At 56.1% G+C, this 23457-nt stretch carries 26 protein-coding genes and 1 pseudogene; 19 read left to right on the forward strand and 8 right to left on the reverse strand.

Annotated elements, in window-relative coordinates:
* The first annotated feature begins 1 nt into the window (after position 1).
* The 19 genes from pduC (at position 2) to pduX (ending at position 15664) form a co-directional block, all read left to right on the forward strand.
* On the forward strand, positions 2 to 1666 hold the full coding sequence (gene pduC, locus NAZ64_RS12010; RefSeq protein ID WP_001256896.1) for a propanediol dehydratase large subunit PduC: 1665 nt from the start codon (positions 2 to 4) through the stop codon (positions 1664 to 1666).
* Positions 1667 to 1676: 10 nt separating this feature from the next.
* Positions 1677 to 2351, forward strand: a complete 675-nt coding sequence (pduD, locus tag NAZ64_RS12015; protein ID WP_000405048.1) for a propanediol dehydratase medium subunit PduD — start codon at positions 1677 to 1679, stop codon at positions 2349 to 2351.
* Between the two features lie 14 nt (positions 2352 to 2365).
* Positions 2366 to 2887: a propanediol dehydratase small subunit PduE gene (gene pduE, locus NAZ64_RS12020; protein WP_001090597.1), complete on the forward strand. Its 522-nt coding sequence runs from the start codon at positions 2366 to 2368 to the stop codon at positions 2885 to 2887.
* A gap of 15 nt (positions 2888 to 2902) precedes the next feature.
* Positions 2903 to 4735, forward strand: coding sequence for a propanediol dehydratase reactivase alpha subunit PduG (gene pduG / locus NAZ64_RS12025; RefSeq protein ID WP_220569810.1), 1833 nt, complete (start codon positions 2903 to 2905; stop codon positions 4733 to 4735).
* Positions 4725 to 5075, forward strand: coding sequence for a propanediol dehydratase reactivase beta subunit PduH (gene pduH / locus NAZ64_RS12030; protein ID WP_076935375.1), 351 nt, complete (start codon positions 4725 to 4727; stop codon positions 5073 to 5075). Before pduG ends, pduH begins: the two co-directional genes overlap by 11 nt.
* A gap of 18 nt (positions 5076 to 5093) precedes the next feature.
* Positions 5094 to 5369, forward strand: coding sequence for a propanediol utilization microcompartment protein PduJ (gene pduJ / locus NAZ64_RS12035; RefSeq protein WP_001057755.1), 276 nt, complete (start codon positions 5094 to 5096; stop codon positions 5367 to 5369).
* Positions 5370 to 5372: 3 nt separating this feature from the next.
* Positions 5373 to 5855, forward strand: coding sequence for a propanediol utilization microcompartment protein PduK (gene pduK / locus NAZ64_RS12040; protein ID WP_001284383.1), 483 nt, complete (start codon positions 5373 to 5375; stop codon positions 5853 to 5855).
* The gene (locus tag NAZ64_RS12045; protein WP_094915000.1) at positions 5855 to 6487 is read left to right on the forward strand and encodes a phosphate propanoyltransferase; all 633 of its coding nucleotides are present in this window, start codon (positions 5855 to 5857) and stop codon (positions 6485 to 6487) included. The genes pduK and NAZ64_RS12045 overlap by 1 nt, the downstream gene beginning before the upstream one ends.
* The gene (pduM, locus tag NAZ64_RS12050) at positions 6484 to 6975 is read left to right on the forward strand and encodes a propanediol utilization microcompartment protein PduM (protein WP_079842019.1); all 492 of its coding nucleotides are present in this window, start codon (positions 6484 to 6486) and stop codon (positions 6973 to 6975) included. Before NAZ64_RS12045 ends, pduM begins: the two co-directional genes overlap by 4 nt.
* 3 nt (positions 6976 to 6978) lie before the next feature.
* Positions 6979 to 7254, forward strand: a complete 276-nt coding sequence (gene pduN, locus NAZ64_RS12055) for a propanediol utilization microcompartment protein PduN (protein ID WP_000549824.1) — start codon at positions 6979 to 6981, stop codon at positions 7252 to 7254.
* 9 nt (positions 7255 to 7263) lie between these two features.
* Positions 7264 to 8274, forward strand: coding sequence for a two-domain cob(I)yrinic acid a,c-diamide adenosyltransferase PduO (pduO, locus tag NAZ64_RS12060; RefSeq protein ID WP_001029486.1), 1011 nt, complete (start codon positions 7264 to 7266; stop codon positions 8272 to 8274).
* Positions 8271 to 9665, forward strand: coding sequence for a CoA-acylating propionaldehyde dehydrogenase PduP (pduP, locus tag NAZ64_RS12065; RefSeq protein WP_024797357.1), 1395 nt, complete (start codon positions 8271 to 8273; stop codon positions 9663 to 9665). Before pduO ends, pduP begins: the two co-directional genes overlap by 4 nt.
* A gap of 11 nt (positions 9666 to 9676) precedes the next feature.
* A complete protein-coding gene (pduQ, locus tag NAZ64_RS12070; protein ID WP_001091455.1) occupies positions 9677 to 10789 on the forward strand; it encodes a 1-propanol dehydrogenase PduQ in 1113 nt (370 codons plus the stop codon).
* The gene (pduS, locus tag NAZ64_RS12075) at positions 10786 to 12141 is read left to right on the forward strand and encodes a cobalamin reductase PduS (protein WP_024797356.1); all 1356 of its coding nucleotides are present in this window, start codon (positions 10786 to 10788) and stop codon (positions 12139 to 12141) included. The genes pduQ and pduS overlap by 4 nt, the downstream gene beginning before the upstream one ends.
* Positions 12142 to 12143: 2 nt before the next feature.
* On the forward strand, positions 12144 to 12698 hold the full coding sequence (gene pduT, locus NAZ64_RS12080) for a propanediol utilization microcompartment protein PduT (protein ID WP_024797355.1): 555 nt from the start codon (positions 12144 to 12146) through the stop codon (positions 12696 to 12698).
* The gene (gene pduU, locus NAZ64_RS12085) at positions 12698 to 13048 is read left to right on the forward strand and encodes a propanediol utilization microcompartment protein PduU (protein WP_000441100.1); all 351 of its coding nucleotides are present in this window, start codon (positions 12698 to 12700) and stop codon (positions 13046 to 13048) included. The genes pduT and pduU overlap by 1 nt, the downstream gene beginning before the upstream one ends.
* A 4-nt stretch (positions 13049 to 13052) precedes the next feature.
* A complete protein-coding gene (gene pduV, locus NAZ64_RS12090) occupies positions 13053 to 13505 on the forward strand; it encodes a propanediol utilization protein PduV (protein WP_483640938.1) in 453 nt (150 codons plus the stop codon).
* Entirely contained in the window at positions 13490 to 14704 is a 1215-nt protein-coding gene (pduW, locus tag NAZ64_RS12095) for a propanediol utilization propionate kinase PduW (RefSeq protein WP_000120647.1), read from the forward strand. The genes pduV and pduW overlap by 16 nt, the downstream gene beginning before the upstream one ends.
* Before the next feature lie 93 nt (positions 14705 to 14797).
* The gene (gene pduX / locus NAZ64_RS12100; RefSeq protein ID WP_031617815.1) at positions 14798 to 15664 is read left to right on the forward strand and encodes an L-threonine kinase PduX; all 867 of its coding nucleotides are present in this window, start codon (positions 14798 to 14800) and stop codon (positions 15662 to 15664) included.
* 33 nt (positions 15665 to 15697) lie between these two features.
* On the opposite strand, the gene NAZ64_RS12105 is transcribed toward pduX, so the two are convergent.
* The 8 genes and pseudogenes from NAZ64_RS12105 to NAZ64_RS12140 all read right to left on the reverse strand — a co-directional run.
* Positions 15698 to 16033 (reverse strand): DUF496 family protein, encoded by a 336-nt coding sequence (locus NAZ64_RS12105; protein WP_000450405.1) that lies wholly within the window; start codon positions 16031 to 16033, stop codon positions 15698 to 15700.
* A 244-nt stretch (positions 16034 to 16277) separates the two neighbouring features.
* Positions 16278 to 17336 (reverse strand): FUSC family protein, encoded by a 1059-nt coding sequence (locus tag NAZ64_RS12110; RefSeq protein ID WP_023137033.1) that lies wholly within the window; start codon positions 17334 to 17336, stop codon positions 16278 to 16280.
* A gap of 118 nt (positions 17337 to 17454) precedes the next feature.
* Complete coding sequence (gene sbmC / locus NAZ64_RS12115; protein WP_000384326.1) at positions 17455 to 17922, reverse strand: DNA gyrase inhibitor SbmC; 468 nt, start codon at positions 17920 to 17922, stop codon at positions 17455 to 17457.
* Positions 17923 to 18072: 150 nt separating this feature from the next.
* Positions 18073 to 19245: a serine-type D-Ala-D-Ala carboxypeptidase DacD gene (dacD, locus tag NAZ64_RS12120; RefSeq protein ID WP_000925050.1), complete on the reverse strand. Its 1173-nt coding sequence runs from the start codon at positions 19243 to 19245 to the stop codon at positions 18073 to 18075.
* A 123-nt stretch (positions 19246 to 19368) separates the two neighbouring features.
* Entirely contained in the window at positions 19369 to 20133 is a 765-nt protein-coding gene (gene phsC, locus NAZ64_RS12125; RefSeq protein ID WP_001092553.1) for a thiosulfate reductase cytochrome B subunit, read from the reverse strand.
* The gene (gene phsB / locus NAZ64_RS12130) at positions 20130 to 20708 is read right to left on the reverse strand and encodes a thiosulfate reductase electron transport protein PhsB (RefSeq protein WP_052907430.1); all 579 of its coding nucleotides are present in this window, start codon (positions 20706 to 20708) and stop codon (positions 20130 to 20132) included. The genes phsC and phsB overlap by 4 nt, the downstream gene beginning before the upstream one ends.
* 14 nt (positions 20709 to 20722) lie before the next feature.
* Positions 20723 to 22999, reverse strand: coding sequence for a thiosulfate reductase PhsA (gene phsA / locus NAZ64_RS12135; protein ID WP_483640939.1), 2277 nt, complete (start codon positions 22997 to 22999; stop codon positions 20723 to 20725).
* A 258-nt stretch (positions 23000 to 23257) separates the two neighbouring features.
* Positions 23258 to 23350, reverse strand: a pseudogene (locus tag NAZ64_RS12140) (heavy metal-binding domain-containing protein); the annotation flags it as partial.
* Positions 23351 to 23457: the final 107 nt, after the last annotated feature.

Below are 23457 nucleotides of genomic sequence, written 5' to 3' on the forward strand. Positions count from 1 at the left end.
CATGAGATCGAAAAGATTTGAAGCACTGGCGAAACGCCCTGTGAATCAGGACGGCTTTGTTAAGGAGTGGATCGAAGAAGGCTTTATCGCGATGGAAAGCCCGAACGACCCAAAACCGTCGATAAAAATCGTTAACGGCGCGGTAACCGAGCTGGACGGAAAACCGGTTAGCGAATTCGACCTGATCGACCACTTTATCGCCCGCTACGGCATCAACCTGAACCGCGCCGAAGAAGTGATGGCGATGGATTCGGTCAAGCTGGCTAACATGCTCTGCGATCCGAACGTCAAGCGCAGCGAAATCGTCCCGCTAACCACCGCGATGACCCCGGCGAAAATTGTTGAAGTGGTTTCGCATATGAACGTGGTTGAGATGATGATGGCGATGCAGAAAATGCGCGCCCGCCGCACGCCATCTCAGCAGGCGCACGTCACCAACGTTAAAGACAACCCGGTGCAAATCGCCGCCGACGCCGCCGAAGGCGCATGGCGCGGGTTTGACGAACAAGAAACCACGGTTGCGGTAGCACGCTATGCGCCGTTCAACGCCATCGCGCTGCTGGTTGGTTCTCAGGTTGGTCGTCCGGGTGTACTGACTCAGTGCTCGCTGGAAGAAGCCACCGAGCTGAAGCTCGGCATGCTGGGCCACACCTGCTACGCCGAAACCATCTCCGTTTACGGCACCGAGCCGGTCTTCACCGACGGTGACGATACCCCATGGTCGAAGGGCTTCTTAGCCTCTTCCTACGCCTCTCGCGGCCTGAAAATGCGCTTCACCTCCGGCTCCGGATCCGAAGTGCAGATGGGCTACGCCGAAGGCAAATCCATGCTGTATCTGGAAGCGCGCTGCATCTATATCACCAAAGCCGCGGGCGTTCAGGGGCTGCAAAACGGCTCAGTAAGCTGCATCGGCGTACCGTCTGCCGTGCCGTCAGGCATTCGTGCCGTGCTGGCGGAAAACCTGATCTGCTCGTCGCTGGATCTGGAATGCGCCTCCAGTAACGACCAGACCTTCACCCACTCCGATATGCGTCGTACCGCGCGCCTGCTGATGCAGTTTCTGCCGGGTACCGATTTTATCTCCTCTGGTTATTCCGCAGTGCCGAACTACGACAACATGTTCGCCGGTTCCAACGAAGATGCGGAAGACTTTGACGACTACAACGTTATCCAGCGTGACCTGAAAGTGGACGGCGGTCTGCGCCCGGTTCGCGAAGAGGACGTTATCGCCATCCGTAACAAAGCCGCCCGCGCGCTGCAGGCCGTGTTTGCCGGAATGGGACTACCGCCGATTACCGATGAAGAAGTTGAAGCCGCGACCTATGCCCACGGTTCGAAAGATATGCCGGAGCGTAACATCGTCGAAGACATCAAGTTCGCCCAGGAAATCATCAATAAAAACCGCAACGGTCTGGAAGTCGTTAAAGCGCTGGCGCAGGGCGGGTTTACCGACGTGGCCCAGGACATGCTCAACATCCAGAAAGCCAAGCTAACCGGCGACTATTTGCACACCTCCGCCATTATCGTCGGCGACGGACAAGTGCTCTCTGCGGTTAATGACGTCAATGACTATGCCGGTCCGGCAACAGGTTATCGCCTGCAGGGAGAACGCTGGGAAGAGATTAAAAACATCCCTGGCGCTCTTGATCCCAACGAGATTGATTAAGGGGTGAGAAATGGAAATTAATGAAAAATTGCTGCGCCAGATAATTGAAGACGTGCTCCGCGATATGAAGGGCAGCGATAAACCCGTCTCGTTTAATGCGCCTGCGGCATCCACAGCACCACAGACCGCTGCGCCTGCGGGCGACGGCTTTCTGACCGAAGTGGGCGAAGCGCGCCAGGGCACTCAGCAGGACGAAGTCATTATCGCCGTCGGCCCGGCATTTGGCCTGGCGCAAACCGTCAATATCGTGGGCTTACCGCATAAGAGCATTCTGCGCGAAGTCATTGCCGGTATTGAAGAAGAAGGCATCAAGGCGCGCGTGATTCGCTGCTTTAAATCTTCCGACGTGGCGTTCGTCGCCGTTGAAGGTAACCGCCTGAGCGGATCCGGCATCTCCATCGGCATCCAGTCGAAAGGTACTACGGTTATCCACCAGCAGGGGCTACCGCCGCTCTCCAACCTGGAGCTGTTCCCGCAGGCACCGCTGCTGACGCTGGAAACCTACCGTCAGATTGGTAAAAACGCCGCCCGTTATGCGAAACGCGAATCACCGCAGCCGGTCCCTACGCTCAATGACCAGATGGCACGCCCGAAGTACCAGGCAAAGTCGGCCATTTTGCACATTAAAGAGACCAAGTACGTCGTGACGGGCAAAAACCCGCAGGAACTGCGCGTGGCGCTTTGATAAAGGATAACTCCATGAATACCGACGCAATTGAATCGATGGTCCGGGACGTATTGAGCCGCATGAACAGCCTGCAGGGCGATGCGCCAGCAGCGGCTCCTGCGGCAGGCGGCACGTCCCGCAGCGCAAAGGTCAGCGACTACCCGCTGGCGAACAAACACCCGGAATGGGTGAAAACCGCCACCAATAAAACGCTGGACGACTTTACGCTGGAAAACGTGCTGAGCAATAAAGTCACCGCTCAGGATATGCGTATTACCCCGGAAACCCTGCGCTTACAGGCGTCTATCGCCAAAGATGCGGGCCGCGACCGGCTGGCGATGAACTTCGAACGCGCCGCCGAACTGACCGCGGTACCGGACGATCGCATTCTGGAAATCTACAACGCCCTTCGTCCGTATCGTTCAACGAAAGAAGAGCTGCTCGCTATCGCCGACGATCTCGAAAACCGTTATCAGGCAAAGATTTGCGCAGCTTTCGTTCGTGAAGCGGCAGGGCTGTACGTTGAGCGTAAAAAACTCAAAGGCGACGATTAATTACAGGGGTATGTGATGCGATATATAGCTGGCATTGATATCGGCAACTCATCGACGGAAGTCGCCCTGGCGACTCTGAATGAGGCTGGCGCGCTGACAATCACCCACAGCGCGCTGGCGGAAACGACCGGGATCAAAGGCACGTTGCGTAACGTGTTCGGCATTCAGGAAGCGCTCGCCCTCGTCGCAAAGCGCGCGGGGATCAATGTCAGCGATATTTCACTCATCCGCATTAACGAAGCCACGCCGGTGATTGGCGATGTGGCGATGGAAACCATTACCGAAACCATCATCACCGAATCGACAATGATCGGCCATAACCCAAAAACGCCGGGCGGAGTAGGCCTTGGTGTGGGTATCACGATTACGCCGGAGGAGCTGTTAACCCGCCCGGCGGACTCGTCCTATATTCTGGTGGTATCGTCAGCCTTTGATTTTGCCGATATCGCCAATGTTATCAACGCCTCAATGCGCGCCGGATACCAGATTACCGGCGTCATTTTGCAGCGCGACGATGGCGTACTGGTCAGCAACCGGCTGGAAAAATCGCTACCGATTGTCGATGAAGTTCTGTACATCGACCGCATTCCGCTGGGGATGCTGGCGGCGATTGAAGTCGCCGTGCCGGGAAAGGTTATCGAAACCCTCTCTAACCCTTACGGTATCGCCACCGTATTTAATCTCAACGCCGATGAGACAAAAAACATCGTCCCGATGGCGCGCGCGCTGATCGGCAACCGTTCCGCCGTGGTGGTTAAAACGCCATCCGGCGACGTCAAAGCGCGCGCAATACCCGCCGGTAACCTGGAGCTGCAGGCGCAGAGTCGTACCGTGCGCGTGGATGTTGCCGCCGGTGCCGAAGCCATCATGAAAGCGGTGGACGGCTGCGGCAAGCTCGACAACGTCACCGGCGAGGCCGGGACCAATATCGGCGGCATGCTGGAGCACGTGCGCCAGACCATGGCCGAACTGACCAACAAGCCGAGCAGTGAGATTTTCATTCAGGATCTACTGGCCGTTGACACCTCGGTTCCGGTGAGCGTCACCGGCGGTCTGGCCGGGGAGTTCTCGCTGGAGCAGGCCGTCGGCATCGCCTCGATGGTGAAATCAGACCGTCTGCAGATGGCGATGATTGCCCGTGAAATTGAGCAGAAGCTTAATATCGACGTGCAGATCGGCGGCGCTGAGGCTGAAGCCGCCATTCTGGGCGCGCTGACCACGCCGGGTACCACCCGACCGCTGGCGATCCTCGACCTCGGCGCGGGCTCCACCGATGCCTCCATCATCAACCCTAAAGGCGAAATCATCGCCACCCATCTCGCCGGGGCAGGCGACATGGTCACGATGATTATTGCCCGCGAACTGGGGCTGGAAGACCGCTATCTGGCGGAAGAGATCAAAAAATACCCGCTGGCTAAGGTCGAAAGCCTGTTCCACTTACGCCACGAGGACGGCAGCGTCCAGTTCTTCCCGACGCCGCTGCCTCCCGCCGTGTTCGCCCGCGTCTGCGTGGTGAAACCGGACGAACTGGTGCCGCTTCCCGGCGACTTAGCGCTGGAAAAAGTGCGTGCTATTCGCCGCAGCGCTAAAGAACGCGTCTTTGTCACCAACGCCCTGCGCGCGCTGCGCCAGGTCAGTCCAACCGGCAACATTCGCGATATTCCGTTCGTGGTGCTGGTCGGCGGCTCGTCGCTGGATTTTGAAGTTCCGCAGCTGGTCACCGATGCGCTGGCGCACTACCGCCTGGTCGCCGGGCGAGGAAATATTCGCGGCAGCGAAGGCCCAAGAAACGCAGTGGCCACCGGCCTGATTCTCTCCTGGTATAAGGAATTTGCACATGGACAGTAATCACAGCGCCCCGGCTATCGTCATTACCGTTATCAGCGACTGCGCCAGCCTCTGGCACGAAGTGCTGCTGGGTATCGAAGAGGAAGGCATCCCTTTCCTGCTTCAGCATCACCCGGCTGGAGATGTCGTTGACAGCGCCTGGCAGGCGGCGCGCAGCTCGCCGCTGCTGGTTGGCATTGCCTGCGATCGACACTCGCTGGTCGTGCATTACAAGAATTTACCCGCATCGGCGCCGCTTTTTACGCTGATGCATCATCAGGACAGTCAGGCCCAACGCAACACCGGTAATAACGCGGCACGGCTGGTCAAAGGGATCCCTTTTCGGGATCTCCATGCTTAATCACAGGAGAACGGCAGTATGAATAACGCACTGGGACTGGTTGAAACAAAAGGGCTGGTCGGCGCCATTGAAGCCGCCGATGCAATGGTTAAATCCGCCAACGTACAGCTGGTGGGCTACGAAAAAATTGGTTCTGGCCTGGTTACCGTCATGGTTCGCGGCGACGTCGGCGCGGTTAAAGCAGCCGTAGATGCAGGCAGCGCGGCGGCAAGCGTCGTGGGTGAAGTGAAATCCTGCCACGTTATCCCGCGTCCGCACAGCGATGTTGAGGCCATTTTACCGAAATCAGCCTAATCGATGGCGAATAAGGAGCACCGCGTGAAGCAATCACTGGGATTACTTGAGGTTTGTGGTCTGGCACTGGCTATCAGCTGCGCCGATATCATGGCGAAATCCGCTTCTATCACGCTGCTCGCCCTCGAAAAGACCAATGGTTCAGGCTGGATGGTGATTAAAATTACCGGTGATGTGGCCTCCGTTCAGGCGGCTATCACCACCGGTGCGCATTTCGCCGAACAGCGGAATGGCCTGGTGGCCCACAAGGTTATCGCCAGGCCCGGAGAAGGGATCCTGCTCGCAGAGACACCCCCACCCTCCGTCATTGAACCTGAGCCTGAAGCGTCAGAGATAGCTGATGTCGTTTCTGAAGCGACAGCAGAAGAGGCCCCGCAGGAATCAGAACTGGTCAGCTGCAATCTGTGTCTGGATCCAAAATGTCCGCGCCAGAAGGGCGAACCTCGTACGCTTTGCATTCATTCCGGCAAGCGAGGTGAAGCGTAATGGATAAAGAGCTTCTGCAATCAACGGTTCGTAAAGTTCTCGACAAGATGCGCCAGCGGCCTATTCCGCTGGGCGTCTCAAACCGTCATATCCACCTGTCCGCACAGGATTATGAGCGGCTGTTTCCCGGCCATCCCATCAGCGAGAAAAAAGCGCTGCTGCAGCCGGGACAATACGCCGCGGAGCAAACCGTCACCCTGGTAGGGCCGAAAGGACAGCTCAAAAATGTGCGCCTGCTCGGTCCGCTGCGCTCGGTAAGCCAGGTGGAAATTTCGCGTACCGATGCGAGAACGCTGGGGATTGCCGCGCCGCTGAGAATGTCCGGCAACCTGAAGGGGACGCCGGGCATCCGCCTGGTCAGCCCCTTTGGCGAACTGGAGCTACCTTCCGGGGTTATCGTCGCGCAGCGGCATATCCATATGTCGCCGCTTGATGCGCTGATCCTGCGGGTTTCCCACGGCGATAGGGTCTCCGTGGCGATTGAAGGCGACGATCGCGGGCTGATTTTCAACAACGTGGCGATTCGCGTTTCACCGGACATGCGCCTCGAAATGCACATTGATACCGATGAAGCCAACGCCGCTGGTGCCGATAACCCGCAGGCCTTTGCCCGGCTGGTAGGCCCGCGATGAACGGCGAAACCCTGCAGCGCATTGTCGAGGAGATTGTCTCCCGGCTGCAGCGCCGTGCCCGGAGCACGGCGACGCTGAGCGTTACGCAACTTCGCGATGCCGACTGTCCAGCGCTGTTCTGTCAGCACGCGTCGCTACGCATCCTGCTCGTCGACCTGCCGCTGCTGGGTCAGCTTGCGGATGCAGAAACCGACGATGCCGCAGCCCGGAAAATTCACGACGCGCTGGCGTTCGGCATCCGCGTTCAGCTCAACCTGCACAGCCAGCTGCTGCCGGTTATCCCGGTCAAAAAACTGGCTCGTCTGCCGCTGGTATTCACCGACGAGCACGGACTGCCGCTGGTTCTGCATGCGGGTTCGGTGCTGAGCTATCGCGATGTCGCGCTGCTAAGCCGGGGGCGTGTGGTTGTCCACCGCAAATGCATCGTGACCGCCATGGCGCGTGACGCGGCCAATGCGCGGAATATTCAATTAATTAAGCAGGAGTAAATCATGCATCTGGCACGAGTCACGGGCGCGGTTGTCTCCACGCAAAAATCACCTTCTTTGATTGGGAAAAAGCTGCTGCTGGTGCGTCGGGTCAGCGCCGATGGCGAACTCCCCGCCTCGCCTACCTCCGGCGATGAAGTGGCCGTGGACTCCGTCGGCGCGGGCGTCGGCGAACTGGTTTTGCTCAGCGGCGGCTCCAGCGCCAGGCACGTTTTTTCCGGGCCAAATGAGGCCATCGACCTCGCCGTTGTCGGCATTGTAGATACGCTTTCGTGTTAAGGGGCGGTTATGGCGATTTATACCCGAACAGGTGACGCTGGCACCACATCACTGTTTACCGGCCAGCGGGTGAGCAAAACCCACCCGCGGGTTGAAGCCTACGGCACGCTGGATGAGCTGAACGCCGCGCTGAGCCTGTGCGCCTGCGCCGCTGCGGATGAAAATCACCGCACCTTACTTGAGGCCATCCAGCAGCAACTTTTTTGGTTTAGCGCAGAGCTGGCCAGCGACAGCGAGCAGCCGTCGCCCAAACAGCGCTACATCAGCAGCGAAGAGATTTCGGCCCTGGAAGCCGCTATCGATCGGGCGATGGCCCGCGTCGAACCGCTGCACAGCTTTATTTTACCCGGACGCTGCGAAGCCGCGAGCCGATTACATTTTGCCCGCACGCTGGCGCGCCGCGCCGAACGCCGTCTGGTTGAACTGGCAACTGAAGTCAACGTACGCCAGGTGCTGATGCGCTACATCAACCGCTTATCGGACTGCCTGTACGCCCTGGCCCGCGCGGAAGATAGCGATGCGCACCAGGCCAACATCATCCGTGAAGTTAGCAAGCGCTATCTGGCTGCCAGCCAGCCGACCCGCAGCAAGGAGACAACGCCCGTGGCCCTCTCATTCCACGATCTACACCAGCTCACCCGCGCCGCCGTTGAGCGCGCGCAGCAACTGCAGGTTCCGGTAGTCGTCAGCATCGTTGACGCGCACGGCACGGAAACTGTGACCTGGCGGATGCCGGACGCCCTGCTGGTCAGCAGCGAGCTGGCGCCGAAAAAGGCCTGGACCGCAGTGGCGATGAAAACGGCGACCCATGAGCTGAGCGATGTCGTTCAGCCAGGCGCGGCGCTTTATGGCCTGGAAAGTCATTTACAGGGAAAAGTGGTCACCTTTGGCGGCGGTTACGCCCTGTGGCGCGACGGCATATTAATTGGGGGTCTTGGCATCAGCGGCGGCAGCGTTGAGCAGGACATGGATATAGCACAGACCGCCATCGCGGCTATTAACGTGGGAACTCATCAATGAATACTTCTGAACTCGAAACCCTGATTCGCACCATTCTTAGCGAGCAATTAACCACGCCAGCGCAAACACCGGCCCAGCCTCAGGGCAAAGGGATTTTCCAGTCCGTGAGCGAGGCTATCGATGCCGCGCACCAGGCGTTCTTACGTTATCAGCAGTGCCCGCTAAAAACCCGCAGCGCCATTATCAGCGCGATGCGTCAGGAGCTGACGCCGCTGCTGGCGACCCTGGCGGAAGAGAGCGCCAATGAAACGGGGATGGGCAACAAAGAAGATAAATTCCTCAAAAACAAGGCTGCGCTGGACAACACGCCGGGCGTAGAAGACCTCACCACCACCGCGCTGACCGGTGACGGCGGCATGGTACTCTTTGAATACTCGCCGTTTGGCGTCATCGGTTCAGTCGCCCCAAGCACCAACCCGACGGAAACCATCATCAATAACAGCATCAGCATGTTAGCTGCGGGCAACAGCGTCTACTTTAGCCCGCATCCGGGCGCGAAAAAGGTCTCTCTGAAGCTGATTAGCCTGATTGAAGAGATTGCCTTCCGCTGCTGCGGCATCCGCAATCTGGTGGTGACTGTAGCTGAACCCACCTTCGAAGCGACCCAGCAGATGATGGCCCACCCGCGAATCGCAGTACTGGCCATTACCGGCGGCCCGGGCATTGTGGCAATGGGCATGAAGAGCGGTAAGAAGGTGATTGGCGCTGGCGCGGGTAACCCGCCCTGCATCGTCGATGAAACAGCGGACCTGGTGAAAGCGGCAGAAGATATCATCAACGGCGCGTCATTCGATTATAACCTGCCCTGCATTGCCGAGAAGAGCCTGATCGTAGTGGAGAGCGTCGCCGAGCGTCTGGTGCAGCAAATGCAAACCTTCGGCGCGCTGTTGCTAAGCCCTGCCGATACCGACAAACTCCGCGCCGCCTGCCTGCCTGAAGGCCAGGCGAATAAAAAACTGGTCGGCAAGAGCCCATCGGCCATGCTGGAAGCCGCCGGGATCGCTGTCCCTGCAAAAGCGCCGCGTCTGCTGATTGCCGTTGTCAACGCCGACGATACGTGGGTCACCAGTGAACAGTTGATGCCGATGCTGCCGGTGGTAAAAGTCAGCGATTTCGATAGCGCGCTGGCGCTGGCCCTGAAGGTTGAAGAGGGGCTACATCATACCGCCATTATGCACTCGCAGAACGTGTCGCGCCTGAACCTCGCGGCCCGCACGCTGCAAACCTCGATATTCGTCAAAAACGGCCCCTCTTATGCCGGGATCGGCGTCGGCGGCGAAGGCTTTACCACCTTCACTATCGCCACGCCAACCGGTGAAGGGACCACGTCAGCGCGTACTTTTGCCCGCTCCCGGCGCTGCGTACTGACCAACGGCTTTTCTATTCGCTAACCGAGGTCGCGATGAATACCTTCTCACTACAAACGCGGTTGTACAGCGGTCAGGGCAGCCTGGCGGTGCTCAAGCGCTTTACCAATAAGCACATCTGGATAATCTGCGATGGTTTTCTGGCGCGCTCTCCGCTGCTGGATACGCTGCGTAACGCGCTGCCCGCAGATAACCGCATCAGCGTCTTTAGCGAGATAACGCCGGACCCCACCATCCATACCGTGGTGCAGGGCATTGCGCAAATGCAGGCCCTGCAACCGCAGGTGGTGATCGGTTTTGGCGGCGGCTCGGCAATGGACGCGGCAAAAGCGATTGTCTGGTTTAGCCAGCAAAGCGGCATCAATATCGAAACCTGCGTGGCGATCCCGACCACCAGCGGCACCGGCTCGGAAGTGACCAGCGCCTGCGTAATTAGCGACCCGGATAAAGGCATCAAGTACCCGCTGTTCAACAATGCGCTGTATCCGGATATGGCGATCCTTGACCCGGAATTGGTGGTCAGCGTACCGCCGCAGATTACCGCCAACACCGGTATGGACGTGCTGACCCACGCCCTGGAGGCCTGGGTGTCACCGCACGCCAGCGACTTTACCGACGCGCTGGCGGAAAAAGCCGCCAAACTGGTGTTCCAGTATCTGCCCACGGCGGTGGAAAAAGGCGACTGCGTAGCGACGCGCGGGAAAATGCACAATGCTTCAACGCTGGCGGGGATGGCATTCAGCCAGGCGGGACTGGGTCTTAACCACGCGATAGCTCACCAGCTCGGCGGACAGTTCCATCTGCCGCACGGGCTGGCCAATGCGCTGCTGCTCACGACGGTGATCCGCTTTAACGCGGGTGACCCGCGCGCCGCCAAACGCTACGCGCGGATGGCCAAAGCCTGCGGTTTTTGCCCGGCAGAAGCCAATGACGTTGCGGCGATCAATGCGCTGATTCAGCAAATCGAACTGCTTAAGCAACGCTGTGCCCTTCCCTCACTGGCCGTTGCGCTTAAAGAAGGAAGATCCGACTTTTCCGCACGCATTCCGGCGATGGTGCAGGCTGCGCTGGCGGACGTTACGCTGCGCACTAACCCGCGCCCGGCCAATGCCGAAGCCATTCGGGAACTGCTGGAGGAACTGCTATGAGTACCGCCGTCAACGTCGTTGAAATGTCTCATAGCGCTGATGAAATTCGCGAGCGCGTCCGCGCAGCGGGCGTTGTCGGCGCGGGCGGCGCAGGTTTTCCCGCTCACGTCAAACTACAGGCGCAGGTAGAGATTTTTCTGGTGAACGCCGCCGAGTGTGAACCGATGCTCAAAGTTGACCAGCAACTGATGTGGCAGCAAGCTGCGCGCCTTGTGCGCGGCGTACAGTATGCCATGACGGCGACCGGCGCGCGCGAAGGGGTGATTGCCCTGAAAGAAAAATACCGCCGGGCCATCGACGCCCTTACCCCGCTACTGCCCGCCGGTATCCGCCTGCATATTCTGCCGGATGTTTATCCAGCGGGCGATGAGGTGCTGACTATCTGGATGGCAACCGGCCGCCGGGTCGCCCCGGCTGCGCTACCGGCCAGCGTCGGCGTGGTCGTCAATAACGTGCAAACGGTGCTGAATATTGCCCGGGCGGTCGAGCAGCAGTTTCCGGTCACTCGTCGCACGTTGACCGTAAACGGCGCGGTCGCCAGACCGTTGACCGTTACCGTTCCTATCGGCATGTCACTGCATGAAGTGCTGGCGCTGGCGGGCGGCGCAACGGTCGACGACCCTGGTTTTATTAACGGCGGCCCGATGATGGGTGGCCTGATTACCTCTCTTGATAACCCGGTGACGAAAACTACCGGCGGCCTGCTGGTGCTCCCCAAAAGCCATCTGCTTATCCAGCGGAGAATGCAGGACGAGCGCACGGTGCTTTCCGTCGCGCGCACCGTCTGCGAACAGTGCCGACTGTGTACCGATCTCTGTCCGCGACACCTGATCGGCCACGAACTCTCTCCGCACCTGCTGGTGCGGGCGTTGAACTTTCACCAGGCCGCCACGCCGCAGTTGCTGCTGAGCGCCCTTACCTGCTCGGAATGCAACATTTGTGAAAGCGTGGCCTGCCCGGTGGGGATCTCGCCGATGCGCATCAATCGCATGTTAAAACGCGAGCTGCGGGCGCAAAACCAGCGCTACGTAGGGCCGCTGAATCCGACCGACGAAATGGCGAAATATCGCCTGGTGCCGGTGAAGCGGCTGATCGCCAAACTGGGACTAAGCCCCTGGTACCAGGAAGCTCCGCTGGTTGAAGAAGAGCCGTCAGTAGAAAAAGTCACTTTGCAGCTGCGCCAGCATATTGGTGCCAGCGCAGTACCGACTGTTGCCGTCGGCGAGCGCGTGACGCGCGGGCAATGCGTTGCCGATATCCCGCCTGGCGCGCTCGGCGCCCCCGTTCACGCCAGCATCGACGGCGTTGTATCGGCCATCAGCGAACAGGCCATCACGGTTGTAAGAGGTTAACCATGTCTCAGGCTATAGGAATTTTAGAACTCACCAGCATCGCCAAAGGCATGGAGCTTGGTGATGCCATGCTGAAAAGCGCCAACGTCGATCTGCTGGTCAGCAAGACCATCTGTCCGGGGAAGTTTTTACTGATGCTCGGCGGAGATATCGGCGCTGTCCAGCAGGCCATTGAAACCGGTACGTCGCAGGCCGGCGAGATGCTCGTCGACAGCCTGGTGCTGGCAAATATTCATCCCAGCGTACTTCCGGCCATCAGCGGCCTGAATAGCGTCGAGAAACTCCAGGCGGTCGGTATCGTCGAAACCTGGAGCGTGGCGGCCTGCATCAGCGCCGCAGACCGGGCGGTGAAAGGCTCAAACGTCACCCTGGTGCGGGTGCATATGGCCTTCGGCATCGGCGGTAAATGCTACATGGTGGTGGCGGGCGACGTTTCAGACGTCAATAACGCCGTGACGGTTGCCAGCGAAAGCGCGGGCGAGAAAGGGTTGCTGGTTTACCGTTCGGTGATCCCGCGCCCGCATGAAGCCATGTGGCGACAGATGGTGGAGGGATAATGGAAAGACAACCGACAACGGATCGCATGATTCAGGAATACGTGCCGGGGAAACAGGTCACTCTCGCGCACCTGATTGCTAATCCAGGGAAAGATCTCTTTAAGAAACTGGGCCTGCCGGATGCGGTCTCCGCCATTGGCATCCTTACCATCACGCCGAGCGAAGCATCGATTATCGCCTGCGATATCGCCACCAAATCCGGCGCGGTGGAAATTGGTTTTCTCGATCGCTTTACCGGTGCCGTGGTGCTGACCGGCGACGTTTCTGCTGTGGAATATGCCCTCAAGCAGGTGACGCGCACGCTGGGCGAGATGATGCAATTCACCACCTGTTCGATTACCCGGACGTAAGCCAATGAAGCGTTTGATGTTTATCGGCCCCAGCCAGTGCGGGAAAACCTCGCTGACCCAAAGCCTGCGCGGCGAAGCGCTCCATTATAAGAAAACCCAGGCCATTGAATGGTCGCCGATGGCCATCGACACGCCGGGCGAGTACCTGGAGAACCGCTGCCTGTATAGCGCCCTGCTGACCAGCGCCTGCGAGGCCGACGTTATCGCCCTGGTGTTAAATGCCGACGCCCAGTGGTCGCCCTTTTCTCCGGGGTTTACCGCCCCGATGAACCGACCGACGATTGGCCTAGTCACTAAGGCCGATCTGGCCGAGCCGCAGCGTATTTCGCTGGTTGCGGAATGGCTTACGCAGGCTGGCGCACAGGAGATTTTTATTACCAGCGCGCTGAATAACTCGGGTCTCGGCGCCGTGCTGGATTTTCTGAATTCGAAGGAACCTTTATGTCTTACAAAATAATGGCCATTAACGCCGGCAGCTCATCGTTAAAATTCCAGCTGCTGGAGATGCCGCAGGGCGACATGCTCTGTCAGGGGCTGATTGAACGTATCGGTATGGCGGATGCGCAGGTGACAATTAAGACGCACAGCCAAAAATGGCAGGAAACCGTCCCCGTTGCCGATCATCGCGATGCGGTAACGCTGCTTCTGGAAAAGCTGCTGGGTTATCAAATCATTAACAGTCTGCGGGACATTGACGGGGTGGGCCATCGTGTGGCGCACGGCGGTGAGTTTTTTAAAGACTCGACGCTGGTCACGGATGAAACGTTAGCGCAAATCGAACGTCTTGCTGAACTGGCCCCGCTTCACAACCCGGTAAACGCGTTGGGTATTCACGTTTTTCGTCAACTGTTGCCTGATGCCCCTTCCGTAGCCGTGTTTGATACGGCATTTCACCAGACGCTGGATGAACCCGCCTATATTTACCCGCTTCCCTGGCATTATTATGCTGAACTGGGGATTCGCCGTTATGGCTTTCATGGCACCAGCCATAAGTATGTCAGCGGCGTTCTGGCGGAAAAGCTGGGCGTACCACTCAGCGCATTACGGGTGATTTGTTGTCATCTTGGAAACGGTAGCAGCATCTGCGCCATCAAGAACGGGCGTTCGGTCAATACGTCGATGGGCTTTACGCCGCAGTCAGGCGTGATGATGGGCACCCGTAGCGGAGATATTGATCCCTCTATTCTGCCGTGGATAGCCCAGCGCGAAAGCAAAACGCCGCAACAGTTGAATCAGTTATTAAATAATGAGTCAGGCTTGCTGGGCGTTTCTGGCGTGTCGTCTGATTACCGCGATGTCGAACAGGCAGCCAATACCGGTAACCGGCAGGCTAAACTCGCTCTCACTCTGTTTGCCGAACGCATTCGCGCCACCATTGGCAGCTATATTATGCAAATGGGAGGACTGGATGCGCTGGTATTCACTGGGGGCATTGGCGAGAACTCAGCGCGCGCCAGATCGGCGGTGTGCCATAATTTGCAATTTTTGGGCTTAGCCGTTGATGAAGAGAAAAATCAACGTAATGCGACATTTATCCAGACGGAGAACGCCCTGGTGAAAGTCGCCGTCATCAACACCAACGAAGAGTTAATGATCGCACAAGACGTTATGCGCATTGCGCTACCTGCCACGGAAGGGCTTTGTGTACCAGCCTGAGAGGGTCATACGACGCATTGCGGCAAGTCATGGTAATAACGCTTTTACCATGACACTATGCGCGCACACTATTCGTACCTGAAAGGTGATAACGTGGCTGTTGCGCAATGCCCCGCCTCATGCGGGGAACTTATCCAGGGATGGATTCTGGGCAGTGAGAAACTGGTCTCCTGCCCCGTTGACTGGTACAGCACCGTAGTAGTCACGGCTGCGCCGCCGCTGGTAAACGAGCGTCCATTGTCGCGGGCGATGGTGGAGCGCGTTCTGGCGCACTGGCAGTATCCTGCGCACTGGAGTAACGAGATTCGCGTCGATGTGCGTTCGTCAATTCCTGTTGCCAAAGGCATGGCCAGCAGCACCGCAGATATCGCCGCTACGGCGGTGGCAACGGCGCATCATCTTGGCCATTCGCTGGATGAAACCACCCTTGCACAGCTTTGCGTCTCAATCGAACCCACTGATAGCACCGTTTTTCATCAGTTAACGCTGTTTGATCATAATAATGCGGCCACGCAAATCGCCTGCGAGCCACCGCCGCCAATCGATTTGCTGGTACTGGAAAGCCCGGTCACACTGCGCACGCAAGATTACCACCGTCTCCCTCGCCAGCAGAAATTAATAGCAAGTTCAGCAACCTTGCAGCAGGCCTGGAATCTGGTGCAGGAAGCCTGTATAACGCAAAATCCGCTCCGACTGGGTGAGGCGGCTACGCTTAGCGCTATCGCCAGCCAGACGCTGTTACCTAAGCCGGGCTTTACCGCCCTGCTGTCGCTGGTCGAAGAGTGTGATTTATACGGATTGAACGTGGCGCATAGCGGTAGCGTGGTGGGTCTGATGCTGGACCGGAAACGTCATGATATTGCGCGCCTGAAAGGTAAGCTGGCAGAGAAAAAACTTACCCGACACTGGCCAAAACAACATTTACTCAAGATGGTCACAGGCGGGGTCAAACTGCAGTGAGAGCCTGATATACGCTCCCACTGCCGTAGCGCATTATTCGGCTTTTACATCGGCGTGTTTCATTTCGCCCATCGCTTTCAGCTTTTTGGAAATGTCGCGACGCTCTTTGGAGATTTCGGCATTTTTAATGATGTAGTCATCAACGCGATCTTCATAGTCGCTTTTCATGCTGGCGATGATACCCTGAATCGCCTCAACGCTCATACCTGGCTTGATGTAGTCGCTCAGGTTGTCCAGCAGCAGCACACGCTTCTGGTTGTCACGGATCTTCTTCTCAATGTCCTGAATTTCACGTTGCAGTTTATTTTTGCGACGGAACAGACGAACAAACTCCAGCACGTCCTGGAAAGAAGGCTTGGTTGTTTCCATTTTTACACCCCTGATAATGTGAGATTCGGATTCGTTAAGCAACTGCTAGTGGATAAACATTACGTTTATCCCCGTCATACTTCAAGCCGCCAGAGGAAACACCGTTACGTCGCCGTCTGGGGAAACCTGAAGGTTCGGAGATAAAATCGTTGCCAGTAGCACTCATTTTATCCTTATATTAGTATCATACTCTTAATCTTTGCTGAATCGAAGCAGCAACAAATTCATTCGCCCCATCTGCTTTTTATTTGCGCAAAGCCCGGCAGATCAAATGCGAAAGCAGTTCCAACTGTCGGGCCGTTTCCATACTTAGCCAAACATAGCCGTGGATGGGGGTTTCAGCCACCGCGTCGCCCTGCTGCTCGTTCATTAGCTGCCGCAACTCGGCAGCAATATCATTCAGTTTACCGGTATTTGCCAGTACCGGCTGCGGGTTGCCTTCATACAACGCGTGGGCGATCGTTAACAAGGTTTGCTGCGTCATCTGCTGGGTTTCACGCAATGTGTGCGCGTTAAGCATCACAAAATGGCTGGCGCGCGTCGCCCAGTGGGCATTGATTTGTAATTCAAGCATACAAACCAGATTGCGGTTGATGGTCTGAATGGCCTCGAAAATAGATTTTTGTATCCGGGTTTCTTTACTGGCGGGCGTTATCAGCCCGCGCATTTTGACGACATCGTTCAGCAATCGTTGCAAATGTTTATCCAACCGGGGGCGCTCCAGCAAATTCGGCGACAGCGCTGCCTGATACACCCGATTATACGCCGTGACGCAATGCGCCAGTTGGATGCGCCAGTGCAAAAAGGCGCGCTGGGGCCAGATGCCGGTAAACAACATTGCCAGTAGCGACCCCAAAATCACATCCCCGCCACGCCATAATGCCGTATTCATATCACCAGCAGGAGCGCCGACAACAACGGCGAGCGTTATGCCTATCAGTAGCGCCTGATACGGTTTTTTCCCTAATGCCAGCCAGCCGCACAAAAACATCGCTATCGCACACCACACCAGCATCAGCGGTAAGGAAAAGAGCTCCAGGCGTAGCGCCACCAGCCCTAACGCCGCGCCCAAAATCGTACCGCCTATGCGCTCAAAAGCACGAGGCACTACATTTCCCCAGAATGAGATGGGCCCCATAATCACCACTAACGTGATTAGCGGCCATGTGCCCTCGGGAATAGAAAACAGACGAACCAGCAGAAAGGTAAGAATGAACGCCAGGGCGATACGTATGCCATGCACGATGCGATAATGACGGTACAACCGTATTTCAAAAGGGCTTAATGACTTATCGGCACGCACGCTTGCGCTCCTTACGGGAATAGCAAAAAATGCATTGTACCTGCTTTATAGCAAAAATAGCGCACTGGCGGACGGAACACATTATCCGTCCGCTCTTTTCAGCCAGGAAACCAGTCGATCACTTCCGCTGTACCGGAATATACATTTCAATATCCCAGTATCCATCTTCCATACCGTTATTCAGATAGGTTTCAAAACAGGGCGCAGAGGCTATCTGATAAGCGCTATCCTGCTCCAGGACGTCAAAAAACCGTTCCCACGGCTTCGCAAAGTCACGGTCTTCCACTCGCGCGACAGCAGTGGCATATTCGCCGCCTTCAATGGCGGTCACGATTACGCCTTCGCTATTGTCCGGCAGGATGAAATTCTCTGCCACGGACACCACGGTATCGCAGCGGAGTTTTTCCGCAGGTACGACATCTGGATTGTCGTAATAGACGGCTATCCATTCAACTGGCACGATCCGCTGTCGATCCACCCATGTCATCAGTTGTTCAAAACCCTGCTTCACGGTGTGTTCCCATGGACCGACCATGTGGAAACCGGCTATCTTGCGTTTTTGTTCCTGCCTGATTTCGTAATCCATGCTGCCTCCGTCACTTTACTATACTGTATGAATGTACAGTATAATTACAGCCTTTTACGGTCACAAGGACTGCGTGATCATTTTGTGAGCAACCTCGCAATCCCGCCCTTTTGACACCTCAGATGGCGGTGAACGATGTGTGACAACGGCTTACGCTTTATGCTGAAAATAGTCGCTCAGACGAGAGAACATACCGCCTTTACCCACCGATTCCAGAGTAACCAGCGGCCACTGAGCGATCAGTTTATCCCGATCGTAGAGCTCTATTTCACCTACCTGTTGATGAGCGGCGATTGGCGCCTCCAGCTCTTTTCTATCCAGCACATATTTTGCTTTGATATGCGGAATTTCCGCTTTAGGCAGCGCCATCCAGAAATCCTGTTCCGTACCCAGCGCAATCTTTTCTTTGTCTCCATACCAGATTCGCTCGCTGCCCACTTTTTTACCGCTGTGCAAAATCTGCACCGTCGCAAAGTTTTGCAGGCCCCACTGCAACAGTTTTCGAGCCTGTTCTTCACGGCCTTTCGAACTTTTCGCTCCCATCACAACAGCGATAAGTCGACGCTGCCCGTCCACCGCCGATGCGATAAGATTATATCCCGCCCCCGATGTGTGTCCGGTTTTAAGCCCATCAATATGCATGGTCTTATCCCACAACAAGCCGTTGCGGTTCTGCTGCGTGATGCCGTTCCAGGTCAGGCTTTTCTCGCTGTACATGTGATAAAATTCAGGTTCGCCGTGAATAATCGCCCGGGAGAGTACGGCCAGATCATACGCGGAGCTATGTTGTCCCGGCGCATCCAGACCGTGGACGGTTTCAAAATGGGTATCCTGCAAATTGAGTTTTTTCACATAGCTGTTCATCATCGCCACAAACTGCGGCTGCCCGCCCGCGATATAATCCGCCAGCGCCACACAGGCATCGTTACCGGAATCCACGATTAAGCCACGGCTTAAATCACGCACCGACACGCGATCCCCTTCTTTTAAAAACATCAACGAGGAGCCGACAAACACCGGATTATCCTTCGCCCAGGCGTCGCGCCCAACGGTGACGATATCGTCAGGGCTGATACGATGACTATCGATGGCGCGATCGACGACGTAGCCCGTCATTAGCTTGGTAAGGCTGGCGGGATTACGTTGCTGGTGTTCATTACCGGCGGTAAGAACCTGTCCCGTAGTGTAATCCATCAACACCCAGGCGCCTGCATCAATGGCTGGCGGTTGGGGAGCAAAACTTACGGCATCGGCCGCAAGCGCAGGAGAAAGGTGCATCGCGAATAAAGAAGCGGCAATAAACAAACGGCGTTTCAACAGCATGTCCTCAGGATGGTCTCTATTTGCCGTTCTTTTTACGGAAGTTCAGTTAAACAAACATGGATAAATTGCAAGAAAATGTGACACAAGGCACATTTTCTTGCTGACTTTATTTTATGGATACGCTCAGACGGCGGACTTATCCCCGCGCGGCGCGGTACGATGACGATGATAGCCGTCAACCATGCTACGGAAAATTTGTCCCGGCGTGTCGCCAAGAGTACACAGATAGAGATGCGCGCAAATAAACAGTAAGCCGATGATAGCAAGCGCCATATGCAGCACCAGCATCACAGGGCCCAGACCCGCAACCTGCGGATAGAGACACAGCAAACCGGTGATGATTAACAGCGGTACCAGCGCGTACATAATCGCCAGATATGCCAGTTGTTGCAGTGGATTGAACTTATTCTGCTCTGTTGCCGCGAACGGATGCGCTTCCCCTTTCATAATGCCAAAAAGGTAAAAACGCGTCTGGCGTATGCAGCGCGTTACCAGTCCGGAAAAATTTACCCGATAGTGACGCCCATTACCTGTGGTGAGGTTGATCAGCACAAACCCGACCCAGAAAGCCAGTAAGGCAAAACCACACCAGGTATGCACTTGTACCATTAGCGCTACAGGGCCGAGAGAAAAATGACCAAATAAACCGCTTAACAGTAATAAAACAAACAGTAACGCATTTCCCCAATGCCAACGGCGAATCGCCAGCGAGTAGAGATAGTCACGATGCTCTTCGCCGCCCGCCGTTTTTGGCGCCAGCATCCGGCGCAATAACGCATGGATAACCAGCCCAACAAGCATGAGCAGCACCACGACGCCTGCGTAAATTAACCACAGCGGCCAATAATCTGGCGCATAATGTAGTTCCGCTCCCCAGATAGTATTCATGCTTTACCCTCCTGATGGACTTCTTTACGACGGTACAGACTGACCGCGCCGCTACGCGCCTCCTGCTGGCGATAGACCTCTTTCTGACCGACCCAGCGCTGGATCTCGCTCTCATCCAGCCTGCCGAATTTCAGCGCGTCCGTTGGGCAAACGGATACGCACGCCGGAGACTGGCCAGCCGCCAACCGCGTGTCGGCACAGAAGTTACACTTGTCGGCGACGCCGGTTTGCGGATTCAAATAGCGCACATGGAAAGGACATGCGGCAACACAATAATCGCAGCCAATACAGCGCGATTTATCCACCTGCACGATCCCGTTTTCATCACGATATGACGCTCCGGTAGGACAAACGCTGACACATGGCGCATTTTCACAGTGCTGACAGGAGACGCGGACAAATTGAAAATGGGTTTGTGCGTTGGATGCCTGTTCAGGGGCGCGAATTTGTACCTGTACGCGGCTAAATCCCTCCGGTACGTCATTAAGCACTTTGCAGGCAACGGTACACGCCTGGCAGCCGATACAACGCTTTTCATCATGCAGCATGACGTACTGATTCGTTAAATGATTCATGGTTCCCTCCTCCCTCATGCCCGGCTCAGCGTCACGCCTGCGGTATGCACTACCGTACCGGATACCGGACTCGTCACGTGCGGCAGTAAATTTCCGCAGTGGATACCGTGTGTCGTCGCCGCCGTTTTGGCCCCAGCTTTAGCGCCAAATCCCATATAGACAAAAAGCGTGTCCGGGCGGATTCCGGGCGTCACCAGCGCCTTACCTTTCTCTTTACCCGTAGCATTTTCCAGCCAGATCTCATCGCCGGTCTTAATGCCTTTTTCTTGCGCCGTTTGCGGATGGACCCAGACCGCGTTATCCCACATTAGCTCGCTGAGTAAAGGTACGTACTGCGTCGCGCCATTGGTATGCACGGCCACTTTGCCCTGAATGAAGTAAAGCTCATTCTCTTTTTTAAGCGCAAAGTCACGAACGCGCGGAACGCCGTAGCCTGGGAGCAATTCCTCCAGGGTTGCGGAATAAAGTTCGATTTTGCCGGAGGGCGATTTGAAGCGAAGCTGTTCGTCATAGGTGTTGTCGCTGTCCGTCGCGATAGCGCCGGGGTAACGTGCCGTAAACTGACGAACGGATTCTGGTTCGCGTAATAGCAGCGGAACGCCCCATTCGAGATACCCTTTCTGTCGCAGTTCCTTCGCTAAAGCATGGTCGCCGTTCAATTGATAGAGTTGGCGCGTCTGCATATCCTGCCACGGATAGTACTGCCCTAATCCCAACTGCTCGCCAAGTTCTTTCCAGATTTGCCAACTCGGACGCGCCTCGCCAATCGGCTCTACGACCTGTTGGCGCAGAGCGTAAGCCGGGTGCAGTCCCGACATATCCGATACCTCTTCGTCCCGTTCGAGATAAGTGCATTCCGGCAGCAGATAGTCGGCATACGCCGCGCTCTCGCTCAAATAGACATCGCAGCTAACCACCAGATCCAGTTGCTCAACGGTTTTTACCAGGTCCGAACGACAGGTGACGGTCTGGAAAGGATTATGCCGCGACATAATCCACGCCTTTATCGGGTAAGGCTTCTGAGTTAACGCCGCGTCAATAATGCTTTGCACCACGCCGCCGCCAGCAGCGATATATTTAAACTGCGGTGCGACCAAATCGATTCGTTGCGCCGTCGGTTTCGGCATATTTTTAATGTTGAGTTTCGCCAGCGTTGGCGCGACCTTTTCTCCGGCCAGTTTGTTGTAAACCGACGCGTTTTTTTTCTGATATAGCCCGCCTTCGCGCTCAATATTACCGAGCAGTACATTAAGCGTAAAAATCATACGCCGCATATCGATCTCTTCCTGCGAGAACGTCGCGCGATGACCAGGACTGACGATAGCATGAGGCGCGCAGGCGGCCAGTTCGCGTGTCACCCGGACAATGACGTCGGCAGGGACATCGGCCTGCGCGGCGGCCCATTCCGGCGTCGTCTCTTTTACCGCCTGTGCTAACTGTTCAAATCCGCTGGTATAACGCTCAACAAAAGACGCATCGTAGAGTTGTTCATCAATCATGACGTGGCACATCGCCAGCAGAACCGCTAAATCCCCCCCGGGACGAATAGCATGCCACTCATCCGCCTTGCTGGAAAATATCGACAGACGCGGATCGAAGCTCACCATCTTGGCCCCCTTCTCCTGCGCGGTCATTAGCTCATGGGTATCGGCAACTTCAATCCCTTCATACAAATTGTGGCCAAACGAAACCAGATAGCGCGTGTTAGCGATATCCATCGCCAGATCGCCGCCCATCATCACTTTTGCCGCAATGGCTTTCCCGGCAGGGCACGTTGAGGCGTGAGTAAAGGTATTAGGCGAACCAAAGGCCGTAGCCAGATGGAAAAGATGGCTGGAGAGCGAGCCCGATTTGGAAGAGAAAGCCACGGTCTCGGGGCCATGCTGCGCTTTGATGGCATTCATTTTCGCCGCGATTTCCTGGTAAGCCTGTTGCCAGCTAATCACCTGCCATTCACCGTCGCCGCGTGGCCCGGTGCGTTTCATAGGTTTTACAATCCGTTGCGGGTCATTGACCAGGCTGACGCCGCTCCCGCCCCTGGCGCATATGCGCGTCCCCTGCTGCGGCGCAGAAGGATTGCCCTGGATAAAAACGGTCTTGTTATTGACTACCTGCGCCTGAATAGGGCAACGAAAGGAACACATTTCGCACAAGCTTGGCGTTAGCGTGGTTTTACCGTTAATGCCGGCAATCGGGTTGCGTGCCAGCGCCCCGGGCGGAAAAGCGCCCAGCGCGCAGGCAGAGCAGCCGATGCCTACCCCCTGCAAAAAAGAACGACGACTAATGCTCATATAACCTCCTGTTATTAGATATAGCTGAAGATTATATTTAATTTGTATTATGAAATGTCGGCTTCAATCACAATTTGAAATAGTTGTTAAAATGAACACGCCAACACGATAAAACCTTTTATTTTATAAATATTTTACATTTCCTGAACACGCACATGGCTGTCATTGAATAATCAGCAGAATTACCAAACAACCCGCTGTTAATTATAAAAATGATACAATTCCAATAACACGTAATAATATTTAAAAGAAAACGATTATTTCCTGAAAAGCGATTTCACGCGCTTTACGCAGTTCTTTCTCATACGCGCCGGAACGTCCGCCGACGATATCCCGAATGCCGGCGAAAAACGTTGGTTGCGCATCGAAGCGGGTTTACTTTTGCGCGCACACGGGCTCCGTTACCCGACCCGCTCTCTTATGCCTGTATTTTTCCGCAGATACGTCAGCGTCCCACA

The sequence above is a fragment of the Salmonella sp. A1325 genome, assembly GCF_056991255.1.

Coding starts and splice junctions, on each gene's coding strand:
- pduP (WP_024797357.1), top strand. CDS start 8,271: ATGAATACTTCTGAACTCGAAACCCTGATTCGCACCATTCTTAGCGAG.
- pduT (WP_024797355.1), top strand. CDS start 12,144: ATGTCTCAGGCTATAGGAATTTTAGAACTCACCAGCATCGCCAAAGGC.
- phsB (WP_052907430.1), bottom strand. CDS start 20,708: ATGAATCATTTAACGAATCAGTACGTCATGCTGCATGATGAAAAGCGT.
- pduE (WP_001090597.1), top strand. CDS start 2,366: ATGAATACCGACGCAATTGAATCGATGGTCCGGGACGTATTGAGCCGC.
- pduV (WP_483640938.1), top strand. CDS start 13,053: ATGAAGCGTTTGATGTTTATCGGCCCCAGCCAGTGCGGGAAAACCTCG.
- pduM (WP_079842019.1), top strand. CDS start 6,484: ATGAACGGCGAAACCCTGCAGCGCATTGTCGAGGAGATTGTCTCCCGG.
- dacD (WP_000925050.1), bottom strand. CDS start 19,245: ATGCTGTTGAAACGCCGTTTGTTTATTGCCGCTTCTTTATTCGCGATG.
- pduO (WP_001029486.1), top strand. CDS start 7,264: ATGGCGATTTATACCCGAACAGGTGACGCTGGCACCACATCACTGTTT.
- pduJ (WP_001057755.1), top strand. CDS start 5,094: ATGAATAACGCACTGGGACTGGTTGAAACAAAAGGGCTGGTCGGCGCC.
- pduC (WP_001256896.1), top strand. CDS start 2: ATGAGATCGAAAAGATTTGAAGCACTGGCGAAACGCCCTGTGAATCAG.
- pduK (WP_001284383.1), top strand. CDS start 5,373: ATGGCGAATAAGGAGCACCGCGTGAAGCAATCACTGGGATTACTTGAG.
- NAZ64_RS12045 (WP_094915000.1), top strand. CDS start 5,855: ATGGATAAAGAGCTTCTGCAATCAACGGTTCGTAAAGTTCTCGACAAG.
- pduS (WP_024797356.1), top strand. CDS start 10,786: ATGAGTACCGCCGTCAACGTCGTTGAAATGTCTCATAGCGCTGATGAA.
- pduU (WP_000441100.1), top strand. CDS start 12,698: ATGGAAAGACAACCGACAACGGATCGCATGATTCAGGAATACGTGCCG.
- pduN (WP_000549824.1), top strand. CDS start 6,979: ATGCATCTGGCACGAGTCACGGGCGCGGTTGTCTCCACGCAAAAATCA.
- pduG (WP_220569810.1), top strand. CDS start 2,903: ATGCGATATATAGCTGGCATTGATATCGGCAACTCATCGACGGAAGTC.
- pduD (WP_000405048.1), top strand. CDS start 1,677: ATGGAAATTAATGAAAAATTGCTGCGCCAGATAATTGAAGACGTGCTC.
- NAZ64_RS12105 (WP_000450405.1), bottom strand. CDS start 16,033: ATGGAAACAACCAAGCCTTCTTTCCAGGACGTGCTGGAGTTTGTTCGT.
- pduH (WP_076935375.1), top strand. CDS start 4,725: ATGGACAGTAATCACAGCGCCCCGGCTATCGTCATTACCGTTATCAGC.
- pduW (WP_000120647.1), top strand. CDS start 13,490: ATGTCTTACAAAATAATGGCCATTAACGCCGGCAGCTCATCGTTAAAA.
- sbmC (WP_000384326.1), bottom strand. CDS start 17,922: ATGGATTACGAAATCAGGCAGGAACAAAAACGCAAGATAGCCGGTTTC.
- phsC (WP_001092553.1), bottom strand. CDS start 20,133: ATGAATACTATCTGGGGAGCGGAACTACATTATGCGCCAGATTATTGG.
- phsA (WP_483640939.1), bottom strand. CDS start 22,999: ATGAGCATTAGTCGTCGTTCTTTTTTGCAGGGGGTAGGCATCGGCTGC.
- pduQ (WP_001091455.1), top strand. CDS start 9,677: ATGAATACCTTCTCACTACAAACGCGGTTGTACAGCGGTCAGGGCAGC.